The sequence below is a fragment of the Sphingomonas sp. SRI_018 genome (assembly GCF_057586275.1).
In genome coordinates this window covers 606,476-618,000 of sequence record NZ_JBYCZO010000001.1, presented here as the reverse complement: position 1 = coordinate 618,000, position 11,525 = coordinate 606,476, and the positions used below count along the sequence as shown (strand labels likewise).

Sequence of the window (11,525 nt, the reverse complement as noted above, 5' to 3'; positions counted from 1 at the left end):
GTTGTGGTAGGTGGTTGCGGTTGGCGCGTCAAGCCGCTTTCCGGAAACTCCGTCGATCCTGTTGCGCCGCCTTCGCCCGGCCGTGCGCTCAGCCGCGGGAGGTGCCGTTCGCCCTGTCCATCCGCTGCTGCGAACAGGTCAGATGGTCGCGCACCGACTGTTCGGCCGCGGCAGGATCATGCGCCAGCAGGGCGGCGATGATGCGCTGATGCTCCCGCGCCGCCACGTCGGGCGCGTTGGGCTGCGCGCTATTCTGGTAGAGCGATCGAAATATCTGGAGATGCGCGTGCAGCCGCTCGATCGTTTCCTCGATCAGCCGGTTTCCGCTGCCCTTCGCGATCAGCCGATGGAGTTGCGCATCCGCCTCGGCGAACCGGGCATAGGCCTGCTCGTCGCGCTCGACCACCGCGTCCATCTCGGCCTGGATCGACTGGAGGATCGACAGCGCCTCATCGTCCATACGCTCGGCCGCACGCGCGGCGGCATAGGGCTCGATCAGCAATCGAAGCGTATAGAGGTCGTGCACCTCCTCCGGCGTCATCTGCGGACTGGCGCGGTAGCCGACATTGGTGGTCTTGTAGACGAGCTTCTCCGCCTCCAGCTGACTCAGCGCCTCGCGAATCGGTGTCTGCGACATGCCCAGCTGTCGCGCGACCGTGTCGATCGGAATGCGCTCCCCCGGCGCGATCTTCACCGACATCAGCATCGAGAGAAGATGCTGATAGGCGTGCTCCACCAGCGTCGGCGCAGAAGCGGCGCGCGCCGTGGGAGCGATGGCATTGGAAACTTGAGACGTGTTCTGCAGATCGGACATAGCCATGACTTATATGCTCGGATGCGAGTAATATAGGATATTATCGCCTAGTTGGCGATGACGCATTGCACCCTGGGCGATGAGGGGAGGAGATGTCTTGTCCAGCGCTCAAATCGTCGGCGAAAGGTGAACATCACCGGCACCCGAGCAGTCGGGTTACGTCGAGATGTCAGGAAGCCGCCGATCACGCTGTCGCCATAACAAACGGGACCGCCGCTATCGCCCTCCCCGGTCGCCGCCGCCTATTGCCGCGCTTCGGTCGATCCAGGGCGGCATCTACAAGATAATCCCGCCCGGGATAGGCATAGTCGAGCGCGTTCCTGAGCACCGCCAGCACGCCGCGGTTGTATTCGGCCGTGACCAAGATGTAGCCGTCGAATTCCACCACCTTGCGCTGCCGTCGCTGGACCGCCTCAGCTTGCGAGAGCACCTAGGCGGTCGATGCCAACTCGTCGAAGAAGCGTGTCGGATAAACAAGCGGCCGGCATCGGTGAAAAGCAGTTCTGACGAATTCCGACCGAAGTCGTTGAAGGTCGACCTGAATGGGCACGCACCGAATCGCGTTGAAGTCCCTGAAGCACGAGTACGAACTACACATCTTCTTGCAAAAAGAAGTCCTTCATGGCATGTAACGGTGGCAAGATCCTCTTCGATAAAGGAAACACCGATGCGTGCTGTGTCCTTTATATCGGCCTTTATAATCGTTGGATCATTCGGGTGGATACCGAGCGAGGCGCGTGCCGCTCAAGACAATACGGAGAAAATGGACGCGAAAAACAAGGAGCGGTGTGCAAACTTCGGCTTTAGAGAAGGCACCGATGCCTTTGCAAATTGCGTGATGCAGTTTTCGCTCAGTCAGGAGCGGCGCCAGCCGCCCGATCACGAGACACTTGTCCGTCGATATCGGGATCGCAGCATGGCTCGGCGTGGCGATGATCGTTACCCGGTATGCACTGCCGGTATGATGGAGAATGAGCTCGACATATCGACGGGAAAATGGGTTGGCCCCAATTGCCAAATGGCGCCTGATTAAGGCTAGGAATCAGCCTCCAATCCTAACGATAACTATAGAGATCGACAGACCATCACCAAAGACCGCAAACTGAATGTTGGCGTTAGTCTATATTATTAGATTATAACTTGTTCTATTCGGCGGAACTATCGCTCACCATTGCTACAAAGCTGGAATGATACAGCATTCGTTATTTGAAGGATAGCAAAAAGGGGGATCGATCATGCGTCTTCGCCGATTGTACTCCATCATCCTTTCGGCCGTTGCCTATATCGCATCCGGCACAGCTGCACACGCTCAACGTGTAGATGACAAGATCTGGCTTCAGGCTGGTGCCTTTCGGCCTTCCTTCGACTCCGATGCGCGCGTCGATATTCCCGGTTCTCCGATCGACGGTACTGATTTCGACTTTGAAACCGATCTCGATCTTCCGGAACATAAGACTGTCGTCAACGTGGAAGGCGGCGTTCGGATCACCAATCATCTTCGGCTCGAGGGAGGGTATTTCTCTCTCAAGCGGGCTGCAGAAGTGACGCTCGAACAGGATATTCGTTGGGAGGAAACCACCTATCCAGCGACCGGAGTCGTCGATAGCGCCTTCCGGAGCGACATCTATCGCGCCGCGCTGGGATACTCCTTTGTAAAATCGAAAGATTTCGAGCTTGGTGCGCGAATTGGCGCCCACATAACGAAATTCAAGATGTTCATTGAAGGGGATGCGATCGTCGATAGCCTGCTTGTGGCGGTCAAGCGCGAGCAGAAGGACAAGACCGTACCGATGCCCAATCTCGGGCTCTATGCCAATGTCGATCTTTCCAGGACCTTTTCGCTGAACGCCGGCGCCAATTGGTTCAAGATCAAAGTGGGAGATTATAAGGGCAATATCTTCGACGTTTCCGCCGGCATATCCGCGCGCGTCGTTCGCAACCTGGGTATCGGCGCGCGCTATCGCTATGTCGATTACGGGTTGCGCGCGCAGGCGGACGACTGGGATGGCAAGGTGAACTACCGCTTCCACGGTCCTGCCGTGTTCGTGGAGCTAGGCTTCTGAAGTGAAAGCGATTTAACAGCGAGGAGATGACCTATGTTGCTTAAATCATTCAAGGCAGCCTGCTTGCTCGGTATCATCGCCGGGGCCGCGGCCCTGCCGGCGCAGGAGCGGCCGAAATGGGTCCAGGACGGTGACGACCTTAACGACATGGAGAAGGACCTCGCCCAATGCAAATATGAGGCAGCGGCCGCCACCGCCACGATTGGAACGAACGATCGACCGAAGAGCACATCCGAGGCCGTCAGCAGCGGCGTGAGCTCGGGTATCGTGGCCGGAATGGAGCAGGCCAGCCTCATCAAGAAATGCATGAAGGCCAAGGGCTATCGCAAGGCGAAATGATGCGCGCGGGCAAGGCACACGCCATGCCCGTCGTCCGGACAGACGAGGCAAGCCGGAGAACGGGCTTGCCTCGTCAGGAAACGAAGCGCGTCTTCGTCCCTTCGGCAATCAATGAGCAGCGCAGCTCAACCGGCATGCGCGAAGGCGCGGGCAGCGGGCCGTCCATGAAGTCGCATGCCAGGATATTGTCCGGGCTGCTCCTGCGCGCCGAATAGACGTTCACGTTGACCTTGATCGGTCCCCTTATCCACCGCCTCCTTGCACGAGGAATCTCGCCGAGCGGGAACGTGGCGATGCCGCCTGTGGCCGGCAATGTCCTGATCCGGTTGAGCAACGGCACGCGACCGCTCTCGTCGGCATGCCGCCGTGCCGCCGGCGCCGGGTCCCCGTAGAAGGCGGCGTCCACCAGGATCAGTTCCCTACCGGCGCTCAGCTTCGCCTGCGCCGCGCGCGACACCGTCACGCGGACCTTGAGATCGGCCGCGCTGGCCGCGGACATGGATGGGCTCTGGCCGAATCCGGCCAGCAGCAGCGCGGCGAGCAGGACGATCGGCCGGGTTGCATGCATGTTCGACGCTCCCTTCGCTGTTGCCATGGCAACCTCCGCTCCTTTCCTGCCGTCAAGTGAAACGAGGCAGTTGCCACGCCAGCGCGACGGCCACGACGCGGAGCAGGAAGCAGGCCGATCCCGCAAGTAGCGCGACGATGCGGGCATTCGCCCCGGCCGACCTGCCCAGCACGACGATCACGGCCGCGAGGAACGCCGCGCTGGCATAGATGTCCACATGCAGGATCCGGGGCACGGCGTTGAGCAGAATATCCCGTATCGCGCCGCCGCCCACGCCGCCGACGGTGCCCAGGAAAGCCGCCGGCAGCGGGTGCACGCCGTGGTCGAGCGCCTTCTCTGTGCCGGCAACCGCGAACAATCCCAGCCCCGCGGCATCGAGCACGATCATGATCCACGTCGGCAGCGTCCCGGCGAGCGGATGAAGGACGATCGTGGCGATCGCCGCACCCGGCACGATCATCCCGTATCGCCAGTCGGCGACGGCGGCGGGGCGGATGCCGATCAGGAGATCGCGGATGACGCCGCCGCCGAGTGCGGTCGCAAAGGCGAGCGTGACGATCCCCACCGGATCGAAGCCCGCACCGATCGCGATCAGCGCGCCCTCGACCGCGAAGACGAAGGTTCCTGCGAGATCGGCAACGCGGACGATCGCCGCGGTACCGGATATGCTGGTCATAGGTGCCTATGCCGGGTTCCGATTGAAGCGAAGATAGTCGAGCGGCCGGTTACCGCCCCTGGCTGAATTCCTTCCCCAACTCGACCAGCGCATTGGTGCGATCGGAGATCACTCTCGCGACACAGGCGGGATAGCTCAGAACCTGGCCCTCACGCCCGAAATCGCCGTTCGCATAGAATTTGCACGCCGCTTCCCTGAACGCGATCCAGGCACGTTGCTCGGCAAGCAGATCCGTCTTGGTCTGTCCGTTGGTCCGGCCATACACCTGCTTCCAGGCCGCATTGAGCTTGGCGTCCTCGCGCTTGACATAGTCACTTCCGCACTGGCTCCAGGACGCGTTGTCGCTCGCCGCATTGACGCATTTGTCGTAGAGATCATCCGCTCGCGCGGAGTTCATGGGAAGAAGCAGGGCGCAGGTCGCAAGCGCGGCTGCCGTCACGAAAATCTTCATACGCCATCCCTCCTGCCGCGCGTCATTGATTCGGGTTGCTGCCGTCGGACGAGGGGGCATCGGGATTATCGACCAACGATCCCAAGCCATGGGCGCCGATATAATTCCCGTGCGTGTCGAAATTGGGATTGCCGTCCTTGTCGAACTGCGGCGTGGGATCGATGTCCTGCGAATGGTCGTCGGGATTGTCGACCATGCAGCCGAGGCCGTGGCAACCGACGTAGCGCCCCTTCCTGTCGTAATTGGCGTTGCCGTAGCGGTCATAAGGCGGAGGGGACGGATCATCATAACGATGATGGTGGTGGTGATAATCGGAATCGCTGCTCCCGTGCGAGCTGCCGCCGAGCAGCGCGCCGACGATGCCGCCGATGATCGCCGCGCCGACGACGGAGCCGGCGTCGCCGCCCGAACTGACCGAGAATTGCGCCGAACAGCCACGATCGACCCAGATTCCGCGAGGATCGGTGCCCCAGGTCTGCCCTCTGATGCAGGGCGACCGCGATAGCGTCTGGAGCAGCCTCACGCCGTTGCGCGTGTCGACGGGGCAATAGGAATAGTCATAGTTCACGCTGGAACATACCAGCTTCGTCGCGGCCGTTGCCGGCGTCGGCGCGATTGAGAGACGTTCCGGACTTCCGCTCGCCAGAACCAGGCCGAGAACGCCAAGACCGATACCCCTGTTCGTTGGCTTCATCGCAATTCTCCCAACTAAGCCGTTGGAAATGATTCGACTTGCGGCGAAACTGTGGCACTATGCGCATGTTGTGACAACAGCCCATTTCTAATGTTACAGTTCGACTAACAGGGGGATGACTATGCGTGCGTATTCGCATTGGTTGCTCGCGCTGCTGATCGCGCTGATAACTCCGATGTCTCCGGCCGTTGCTGCCGACGACAGTCTCCAGCGTGTGATCGCGGCCAAAGTCCTGAAGGTCGGCGTCGCACCCAACGCTCCCTGGGTCATCAAGAAGCCGGATGGCGGCTTCGCCGGCCACGACATCGATCTGGTGGAGGCCTTTGCCGAGGATCTCGGCGTCAAGGCGCAGTTCGTGGAGATGCCGTTCGCCGATCTCGTCCCGCGCCTCGCCAGGGGTGAGGTCGACATGATCGCGGCCGGGATCGCGATCACGCCCGAACGCGCGCGCAGCGTCGCCTTCTCGACGCCGACGGGCATGCAGGAGATCGCAACCGTCGCCGATCGCAAGGCACTCGGCACCGATCCCGCCGCCGCGCTGGAGAAACCGTCGTTCAGGATCGCCGTCCTGGCGAAATCCACCGACGAGGCGGCGGCGCGGAACGCCTATCCCAAGGCGAGCGTCGTTTCCTACCCGACGGCGGCCGCGGCGCTGGCGGCGCTGGTCGACGGCGAGGCGCAGGCGATGGTCGCCACCTCGACGGTCCCGCGCATGGCGGCATCGCTCTACGATGCGAAGCTGCGCCTGATCGGCGGTCCGCTCGAACGGACCGGCGAAGCCTTCGCTTTCCGTCCGGACGACATGCGCCTTCTCACCTACGCCAACAACTGGATCGCCGCGCGCCAGATCGACGGCTTCATCGCCAATGTGGGAACCCATTGGTTCGACGGGCACAAGTGGCTGAGGACCGCCGAGGGCGATTTGAAGCCGCAACGGGCCGCCAGATAGATAGCGCCCGCCGCGGACCGCGTACGAGGCTCAGGCTCCCTTTCCGGGAATATAGTGGATGCACCCGTTCGTACCGGCGTTGCTGTTGCTGCTGTCGTTCTGGTTGCCGGTCGGGGCATGGGCGCAGGGAGCGAAGACGTCCGAGCCCGCGAGCGTGCGCGTCTTCGACCTGAAGCCCGGCCAATTCGTCTGGGAGCCCGACGCGGCGCCGCAGGGGCCGGTCGTGATCCTGGTCAACCTCGCCGAGCAGTTCGCGGTGGTCTACCGCAACGGCATTCGCATCGGCGCGACGAACGTCTCGACGGGAAGGCCCGGGTTCACGACCCCGACAGGCGTCTTCACGATCCTCCAGAAAGACGCCAACCACCATTCCTCGATCTACAACAAGGCGCTCATGCCCTATACCGAGCGCCTGACCTGGTCGGGCGTGGCGCTGCATGCCGGCGGACTGCCCGGCTACCCCTCGTCCCACGGCTGCATCCACCTCCCTCTCGCCTTCGCGAAGGAGTTGTTCGGCGTCACGACCACCGGCATGACGGTCGTGATCACCGACACGCCCATCCGGCCGGCCACGCCGACGGCATCCGCGCTGCTCGCTACCTACGACCCCAGGGGGCGAAGCGGCGCGATCGCGGCGGAAGGCGCCGCCTCCGGATGGACGGCCGAGCGAGCCCCGCCGGCCCGCTCAGCATCATTATCAGCGGCGCGGATCGCCGCCTGGTCGTCATGCGCAACGGCGTCGAGATCGGCTGGGCGCGGGTCGAGCTCAGCGGCGCCGATCCCCTCGGCACGCATGCGCTGACGCTGGTCGCGGGAAATGGCGAGAAGGCCGATCCGGATGAGTTCGCCAAGGCCGGCTATCGCTGGCACCAGGTCACCTTGCCGTCCGCCGCACCCGATGACGCGGATGGCACGGCCGCGCTCGGACGGGTTTCGGTTCCGAACGGATTTCTCGCGCAACTGCTGCCGGCGATCGAGGCCGGAACCACCATCGTCATCACCGACCTCTCGCTCTCGGCGACAGGCCGCGCGGGCCCCATGACAGTGATCGCCAGCAAATGACCGGAGGTTCGCGCCCCATGTCGCGCCGTTGCAGGGAGGTTCGAACATGATGCCTTCTCGACAGCTGTTGCTCGCCCTTCTGCCCCTTGTCGTCGTGAGCTGCTCCCATGGCGGGAAGACGCCGGCGTCGCGCATCTACTACAGCGGGCCTGCGAGCGACCATTTCGACGGCCAGAAATTCTTCAATCCCGACGGTGAGCAAGGCTCGGGCGGCGCGCAGCGCGATGGCGCCAAACGCTTCCTGGCGATCGGCCTCGGCGGCGGCCATAAGGGCTGGCCGAAATCCGTTCCCGTCACCCCGTCGGTTCCGGCACCCCGCGTCGAAGGCGAGGCTCTCCGGGTCACCTGGATCGGTCATGCGACCACGCTGGTCCAGACGCAGGGGCTCAACATCCTGCTCGATCCGGTCTGGGCGCATCGCGACTCGCCCGTCCAGATCGTCGGTCCGAAGCGCGTCCGTGCCCCCGGAGTCCGGCTGGAGGACCTGCCCAGGATCGACCTGATCCTGATCAGCCACAATCATTACGACCATCTCGACATCGGCGCGCTCAAGGCGATCGTCGCCCGCGACCATCCGCGGATCGTGGCCGGCCTCGGCAACGACACGCTGCTGCGCGAGCACCGCATCGAGGCGACCGCGCGCGACTGGGGCGAGCGGGTGGAGGTGCGCCCCGGCATCGACGTCATCCTCAACCGGGCGCATCACTGGAGCGCGCATTGGACCGACGATCACGATCGAGCGCTCTGGGCAGGGTTCACGGTGACTCTTCCCGGCGGCAACCTCTATTATGCCGGCGACACGGGCGCAGGCGATATGCGCTGGGCGGCGGAGGCGCGCCGCTACGGCCCCGTCCGCTTGGCCATTCTACCGATCGGCCCCTACCATGTGACGTCGCCGCCGACCGGCAATCACATCGATCCGGAGCACGCCGTCACCGCATTCCGGCAGACCGGGGCGCCCTATGCGCTGGGGGTCCACTGGGGAACTTTCGAGCTGGGCGAAGAGCCGATCGATGGCCCCCCGGCGCGGCTGCGCGAGACGCTCATGAAGCAAAGGCTCGATCCCGGCCGCTTCCGTACGCTGGAAGCGGGACAAAGCTGGGACGTTCCCCGCCTGGCTCCGTCATAGCAGCCGAGAGCAGCGAGGCGATCATCGATGGATATCGACCAGCTCTACATGCACATCCGCGTGGTGCTCGGCATCCTGCTGGGGCTGGCGATCACCAAGCTGCTGACCGGCATCACGTCGATCGTCGAGCATCCCCGCCGCTACAAATGGTCGTGGATCCATATGGGCTGGGTGACGTGGGCGCTGCTGTCCATCGTCACCTTCTGGTGGTGGGAATTCCGGTTGGTCGAGGTCAAGAGCTGGACGTTCGAATCCTATCTGTTCATCATTGCCTATGGGTCGCTGTATTTCGTCCTGACTGCCTTGCTCTTTCCGTCCGATGTCGACGAATATCGCAGCTACGAAGGCTATCTGCTTCACCGGCGCCCCTGGTTCTTCGGGCTGATCGCGATGATCACCGTCATGGACCTCGTCGACACCGTGCTCAAAGGCGTCAGCCGCTGGCATGCGCTGGGAGCGGCATATCCCATTCACGCGGTGTTGATGCTGGGGATCGCGGCCATCGGCATATCGTCCGAGAGCCGGCAGACCCAGATCGCCCTGGTGGCCGCGGCATTGGCTTATCAGATCGCCTATTTCATCTTCGAATATTTCACCGTTCTCGCGACTTGACATATCCCAGGTCGACGACGGCCAATGCAATCTGAGCGGGATCAGCGAAACGGGTTCGCGTGATTGGGCGGCTTCTTGCCCTTGAGCATGCGGAACAGCGTCCACTCCTCGACGATCTTATCCTTGGGGAGATAGCATAGCCCTATCTCGTCACCCGACGGCAGCTTGGCGATGACCGTCCTGCCGCCCATCTTGCCGCAGAAGACGGACGCGGGATTAGGGATCGCTATCGCGGCAGATGGAATAATCGCGAGTGCGAGAGCGACATTAGCAAGCGTCTTTTTCATCGCGACATCCTTGTCCTCGTGACGAACTTACATTCCATATGCCCGAATTACCGAATGTCGGCTTTTGAGCGAGCGCGTTAACTCCCGCAATTCAGAAATGGGTGTTACTGCCCTTGTCAGCGGACTGGCCGCTCTCGGCATCGTGGTCAATCAAGGCGGACACATAGCCTGGAGGTCATGTCCGCGCCCAACCTGGACACCGCTTACGCCGGCAGGCGGTAAGGTGCGCGATAGCTAGGTGTGATCAGGGCGTTGGCTTCGGCGTCGTTCTTGAACTGGCCCGCGGCGGCATCCCAATGGACCTTGCGGCCGGTGCGCCAGGCGACGTTGCCCATTTGACAGACGATGGCCGTGTTGGCCGCCGATTCGATGGGGCATGCAGGCGTGCGTGCGCGGTCCTTCACACAGGCGATGAAGTCTGCCGTGTGTCGGTCGAGCCCGTTGTCCGAGGCCTTGGTGACAGGAATTTCCCGGGTCAGCGGCTTGCCGTCGCTCATCTCCGGCGAGACCCACCATTTGCCGCGGTCCACCACCAGCGTGCCGGTCTCGCCCACGAAGGCAACGCCATGGTCGCCGCCGCCGAAGGGGCCGTGGCTGATGCCGACCGCATGCTCCCATTCCACCGAATAATTGCCGAAGTCGAAGATGGCGGTCTGGGTGTCCGGTGTCTCCATGGCCGAGTCCGGATAGCCATAGGCGCCGCCCAGCGAGCTGACGGAGTTCGGCGCCTGGGCCTTCATGCCCAACAGGGCGATGTCCATCAGATGGACGCCCCAGTCGGTCATCAGGCCGCCGGCATAATCCCAATACCAGCGCCAGCTGAAATGGAAGCGATTGGGGTTGAAGGGGCGCAGGCGCGCAGGGCCGAGCCAGCGGTCATAGTCGACGCCTGGAGGCGGCGCCTGGTCGGGCTGCGGAGCGACGTTCTTCATCCAGCCCTGATAGGCCCAGGCCTTGACCTTGCGCACCCGGCCGATCCCGCCGGAATGGACATGGGCGATGGCGTCGGCCCAATGCTGGTTGCTGCGCTGCCACTGGCCGACCTGGACGACGCGGTTGTGGCGCGCCTTGGCGGCGACCATGGCGCGGCATTCAGCGATGGAGTTGCCGAGCGGCTTTTCACAATAGGCGTCCTTGCCCGCCGACATGGCATCGATGAGCTGGAGCGCATGCCAGTGGTCGGGCGTCGCGATGATCACCGCATCCACCGATCTGTCGTCGAGCATGCGGCGGTAGTCGTCGTAAAGCCGCGGCGTGCGGCCGGAGACCTTCTGCAGCTCGGAACCGCGACCGGTGAGGACCGTGGCGTCCACGTCACAGAGGGCGACAGGGGTGACGTCGGCCCCCTTCATCATCGCCATGAGGTTCCCCCAGCCCATGCCCTTGCAGCCGATCAGGCCCACCTGGACCTTGTCGTTGGCGGACACGCGACGGCGGCGCTGGGCGAAGGCCTCGCTGAGAGGAGTCAGGGTAGCCGAGGCAGCAAGGCCGCCGACGAGCAGAGTACGGCGATCGAAACTTGAGGTCATATTGGCCTCCCCCTGATTTATCGTTCGACGTTGGTAGCGCGAACACACCTCTTCGCAAGGCGCAAAGTGCGTGTCATCGGACAGATTGAACAACCGCTTTCCAGTCCACCGATCGTACAGGTTGCCGGCTGGAACGGAGCGCATTCCCGACCGGCAGCTTACGTCGAAAACGGTCTAACTGCTCGTGGAGGGTAGCTGATAGTCAGCGATTGGACCAACTTGGAAAAGCGGACATCGCCGATCGGGACATCCGAAGGATGTTGGCCCTCGTTCTGCCCAATGAGTGAAGCCAGCCTTTGATCAAGGGTAAACTTCCTATCGAGTGATCCAGCAGGACGAGGCGTTTCGGATC

The 11,525-nt window shown here is 62.8% G+C and carries 16 protein-coding genes; 8 read left to right on the top strand and 8 right to left on the bottom strand.

Features of this window, described 5'->3' with window-relative positions; translation table 11 throughout:
- Nucleotides 1-88 precede the first annotated feature (88 nt).
- Together AC2YHA_RS02810 and AC2YHA_RS02805 are read right to left on the bottom strand one after the other, a co-directional pair.
- The gene (locus tag AC2YHA_RS02810; RefSeq protein WP_487400292.1) at nt 89-820 is read right to left on the bottom strand and encodes a GntR family transcriptional regulator; all 732 of its coding nucleotides are present in this window, start codon (nt 818-820) and stop codon (nt 89-91) included.
- Nucleotides 821-998: 178 nt separating this feature from the next.
- Nucleotides 999-1,244, bottom strand: a complete 246-nt coding sequence (locus AC2YHA_RS02805; protein WP_487400291.1) for an NADPH-dependent FMN reductase — start codon at nt 1,242-1,244, stop codon at nt 999-1,001.
- A gap of 237 nt (nt 1,245-1,481) precedes the next feature.
- On the opposite strand from AC2YHA_RS02805, the gene AC2YHA_RS02800 reads away from it, so the two are divergent.
- The 3 genes from AC2YHA_RS02800 to AC2YHA_RS02790 all read left to right on the top strand — a co-directional run bounded on the left by AC2YHA_RS02800 (nt 1,482) and on the right by AC2YHA_RS02790 (nt 3,216).
- Entirely contained in the window at nt 1,482-1,847 is a 366-nt protein-coding gene (locus AC2YHA_RS02800) for a hypothetical protein (protein ID WP_233782979.1), read from the top strand.
- Between the two features lie 202 nt (nt 1,848-2,049).
- The gene (locus AC2YHA_RS02795; protein WP_487400290.1) at nt 2,050-2,877 is read left to right on the top strand and encodes an outer membrane beta-barrel protein; all 828 of its coding nucleotides are present in this window, start codon (nt 2,050-2,052) and stop codon (nt 2,875-2,877) included.
- A 63-nt stretch (nt 2,878-2,940) separates the two neighbouring features.
- The gene (locus tag AC2YHA_RS02790; protein WP_487400289.1) at nt 2,941-3,216 is read left to right on the top strand and encodes a hypothetical protein; all 276 of its coding nucleotides are present in this window, start codon (nt 2,941-2,943) and stop codon (nt 3,214-3,216) included.
- 73 nt (nt 3,217-3,289) lie between these two features.
- Here the strand turns inward: AC2YHA_RS02790 and AC2YHA_RS02785 are convergent, their stop codons facing one another.
- The 4 genes from AC2YHA_RS02785 to AC2YHA_RS02770 are packed head-to-tail and all read right to left on the bottom strand — an operon-like array spanning nt 3,290 to nt 5,479.
- Nucleotides 3,290-3,784: a hypothetical protein gene (locus tag AC2YHA_RS02785; RefSeq protein WP_487400288.1), complete on the bottom strand. Its 495-nt coding sequence runs from the start codon at nt 3,782-3,784 to the stop codon at nt 3,290-3,292.
- Between the two features lie 52 nt (nt 3,785-3,836).
- Entirely contained in the window at nt 3,837-4,460 is a 624-nt protein-coding gene (locus tag AC2YHA_RS02780) for a trimeric intracellular cation channel family protein (protein ID WP_487400287.1), read from the bottom strand.
- Between the two features lie 49 nt (nt 4,461-4,509).
- On the bottom strand, nt 4,510-4,911 hold the full coding sequence (locus AC2YHA_RS02775; RefSeq protein ID WP_233782984.1) for a lysozyme inhibitor LprI family protein: 402 nt from the start codon (nt 4,909-4,911) through the stop codon (nt 4,510-4,512).
- A gap of 22 nt (nt 4,912-4,933) precedes the next feature.
- Nucleotides 4,934-5,479, bottom strand: a complete 546-nt coding sequence (locus tag AC2YHA_RS02770) for a DUF3011 domain-containing protein (RefSeq protein ID WP_487400286.1) — start codon at nt 5,477-5,479, stop codon at nt 4,934-4,936.
- A gap of 247 nt (nt 5,480-5,726) precedes the next feature.
- Between AC2YHA_RS02770 and AC2YHA_RS02765 the strand changes: the two genes are divergently transcribed.
- The 5 genes from AC2YHA_RS02765 to AC2YHA_RS02745 are packed head-to-tail and all read left to right on the top strand — an operon-like array spanning nt 5,727 to nt 9,357.
- Nucleotides 5,727-6,554: a transporter substrate-binding domain-containing protein gene (locus AC2YHA_RS02765; RefSeq protein ID WP_487400285.1), complete on the top strand. Its 828-nt coding sequence runs from the start codon at nt 5,727-5,729 to the stop codon at nt 6,552-6,554.
- A gap of 58 nt (nt 6,555-6,612) precedes the next feature.
- On the top strand, nt 6,613-7,356 hold the full coding sequence (locus AC2YHA_RS02760; protein ID WP_487400284.1) for a L,D-transpeptidase family protein: 744 nt from the start codon (nt 6,613-6,615) through the stop codon (nt 7,354-7,356).
- Entirely contained in the window at nt 7,281-7,616 is a 336-nt protein-coding gene (locus tag AC2YHA_RS02755; protein WP_487400283.1) for a hypothetical protein, read from the top strand. The genes AC2YHA_RS02760 and AC2YHA_RS02755 overlap by 76 nt, the downstream gene beginning before the upstream one ends.
- 46 nt (nt 7,617-7,662) lie before the next feature.
- The gene (locus AC2YHA_RS02750) at nt 7,663-8,745 is read left to right on the top strand and encodes an MBL fold metallo-hydrolase (protein ID WP_487400282.1); all 1,083 of its coding nucleotides are present in this window, start codon (nt 7,663-7,665) and stop codon (nt 8,743-8,745) included.
- Nucleotides 8,746-8,772: 27 nt separating this feature from the next.
- Nucleotides 8,773-9,357, top strand: a complete 585-nt coding sequence (locus AC2YHA_RS02745; protein WP_487400281.1) for a hypothetical protein — start codon at nt 8,773-8,775, stop codon at nt 9,355-9,357.
- A 41-nt stretch (nt 9,358-9,398) separates the two neighbouring features.
- Here the strand turns inward: AC2YHA_RS02745 and AC2YHA_RS02740 are convergent, their stop codons facing one another.
- Together AC2YHA_RS02740 and AC2YHA_RS02735 are read right to left on the bottom strand one after the other, a co-directional pair.
- The gene (locus tag AC2YHA_RS02740; RefSeq protein ID WP_233782990.1) at nt 9,399-9,644 is read right to left on the bottom strand and encodes a DUF333 domain-containing protein; all 246 of its coding nucleotides are present in this window, start codon (nt 9,642-9,644) and stop codon (nt 9,399-9,401) included.
- Between the two features lie 203 nt (nt 9,645-9,847).
- Nucleotides 9,848-11,266: a Gfo/Idh/MocA family protein gene (locus tag AC2YHA_RS02735; RefSeq protein ID WP_487400280.1), complete on the bottom strand. Its 1,419-nt coding sequence runs from the start codon at nt 11,264-11,266 to the stop codon at nt 9,848-9,850.
- Nucleotides 11,267-11,525: the final 259 nt, after the last annotated feature.